Source organism: Rhizomonospora bruguierae (assembly GCF_018397995.1).
In the GTDB taxonomy this organism is placed as follows: Bacteria; Actinomycetota; Actinomycetes; order Mycobacteriales; family Micromonosporaceae; genus Rhizomonospora; species Rhizomonospora bruguierae.
In genome coordinates this window covers 1844-3916 of sequence record NZ_BBQH01000070.1, presented here as the reverse complement: position 1 = coordinate 3916, position 2073 = coordinate 1844, and the positions used below count along the sequence as shown (strand labels likewise).

Genomic DNA, 2073 nt, shown 5'->3' with positions numbered 1-2073 from the left:
GACGCGATCCGCTGCCTGGAGTGCGGCGCGTGGACCGAATGCTCTGTCCTCTTGACGTGGACAGCAATCTCCCCTAGACTGTCCCTATAAGCAGGACAGCCTAGGGGAGATTGAAATGGTCACCACCACCCGCACCAACAAGTTCGCCGCCGACTGCACCACCTGCGACACCCGGGTACCCGCCGGCGCCGGCCAGCTCACCAAAGCGGCGGACGGCTGGATCGTCTACTGCGCCACCTGCGCCGCCCTCACCCCCGAGGCCCGCGACGCGCAGGTCGAGGCCCGCGCGACGGACGCCGCTGTGACGGACGCCGACCGGGCCGCGCAGGCCCAGGCCGAGACCGCCTACCTCGACTCCCGCGGCTACAACCTCTTCGACCCCGACGACGTGCTCTACGCCGCGCTCGTCGAGGGTGGATTCGCCCACCCGGTCAGCGTCGCCGCGCCGGCCGCCGGACGCCCGGCCCCGGCGAAGCGCCGCACCAGCACGCCCCGCCGCCGCGCCACCACCATCTCGCGGCGCCGCAAGGCGTGCGTCACCGGCGGGAACTGCTCCTCCACCACCGGCCGCGACTGCGGCGGCCACGACTGCGACGCCAACTGAGTCACGCGGCCGCCCCGAGATGAGGAAAGCACCTCGGGGCGGCCACCCCCAATCTAAGCAGAGGAGAGCAATCATGACGTTCGGAGACGTGGACCCGGTCGGTATCGGCGAGATCGCTCACCGCGCCGGAGTGCGGCCCGACACGGCGCAAAAATGGCTCCAGCGACACGAGGATTTCCCGGCCGCGGAGCCCGGCGCGGTCAGTGGCCGGCGGGTGTGGATGTGGGGGGCGGTGCGGCGGTGGCTGGAGGACACCGGCCGCCTGCCCCGCACCCTGCGCTACCGGGAGGAGAACAACGGCCGCATCCTGCTCGCCCAGACGCTGGACGGGGACGACCGGTGGCGCACGGTGGCGCGGTTCGTCGCCGGCGACCTCGGCGACTGGACTGCCCAGCCGGGCCCCTACGCCCTGGAGAACTCGGCCACCCGCGCCGAGGCGCAGGCGTGGGCACAGCGCATGCTGGACGGCTGGGATGCCCAGCGCGCGGCGTGGGTGCGTGAGCACCCGGACGAGCCGATGCCGGCGCATCTGATCGGGACGAGCCGCGCCTTGCACGCCGACGAGGCCGTGGTGGATGTGTCCGAAGAGGGCAGTGGGGCGGGTGGCGAAGGGCCGGGGGCGCCGCTGCTCACGATGGAGCGCAAGCTCCGGCTCGTCGCGGAGTGGGAGGCGGCCGACGCTGCCGGCCGGGAGGCGCTGCTGCGTCGCGAGGGCATCGAGCGGGCGCAGATCGCGGCGTGGCGCGTGGCGCGCGACGCCCTGCGGGACATCTGACCCCTCCGGACACGACGAGTCATCACCATCAACACCTGAGAGCGCGGACAGCGCCCCGCTCCCGGAACTCCGGGGCGGGGCGCTGTCGTCGGTGGCGGGATTAGCCCGGGTGGTGGGCGCGGCGGCACTCGGGGCACCGGCAGCGGTACTGCCGGTAGCCGCTCTCCGTGCCGTGCGGCACATCGACCCTGCGGCCGGTCATCAGCGCTTGATCCAGCAGTCCCTGCCAGGCCGGGTCGGTGCGGGTCCGGGCGTGGACGGCCTGGTAGGTGACGCCGACCAGCTCGGCCGCCTCGGTGACGGGCGCCCCCTGGGCGATGAGACGCAGCAGCCGGCGGCGCTGCCTGAGCGGGAATCGGTCGTCCGAGGCGGCGCGGCGGCGGCTGGCGGTGTCGGCGTTGTGCGCCGACAGGCAGCACGGGCACCGGCATCCGACGCGCCATCGGCTGGGGGTGCCGTGGGCGGCTGGTGGGCGAGGCATGCCGGCGATGCTACCCCGCGCGGGCGGGGATTTATCGAGCCAGCCTGTAGACACCTCCACACCCATGCTGTGGATGCGGCGGCGCTCGGGGCATGGGCATCCGGGGCAACATTTCTACCCTAGGGTATTGCCACGTAGTCTACCTTAGGGTAGACTGATGTCATCAGCGAGCGAGGGAGGGGCCGGGGATGATCGCCAACCTGACCCGGCCCC

The 2073-nt window shown here is 72.8% G+C and carries 3 protein-coding genes; 2 read left to right on the top strand and 1 reads right to left on the bottom strand.

Annotation, left to right across the window (positions count from 1 at the left end; translation table 11 throughout):
• Positions 1 to 115 precede the first annotated feature (115 nt).
• Together KJS59_RS25200 and KJS59_RS25195 are read left to right on the top strand one after the other, a co-directional pair.
• Positions 116 to 604, top strand: coding sequence for a hypothetical protein (locus KJS59_RS25200; RefSeq protein ID WP_213455450.1), 489 nt, complete (start codon positions 116 to 118; stop codon positions 602 to 604).
• Between the two features lie 73 nt (positions 605 to 677).
• Positions 678 to 1379 (top strand): hypothetical protein, encoded by a 702-nt coding sequence (locus KJS59_RS25195; RefSeq protein WP_213455449.1) that lies wholly within the window; start codon positions 678 to 680, stop codon positions 1377 to 1379.
• Positions 1380 to 1479: 100 nt separating this feature from the next.
• Here the strand turns inward: KJS59_RS25195 and KJS59_RS25190 are convergent, their stop codons facing one another.
• Complete coding sequence (locus KJS59_RS25190; protein ID WP_213455448.1) at positions 1480 to 1860, bottom strand: helix-turn-helix domain-containing protein; 381 nt, start codon at positions 1858 to 1860, stop codon at positions 1480 to 1482.
• Positions 1861 to 2073 lie beyond the last annotated feature (213 nt).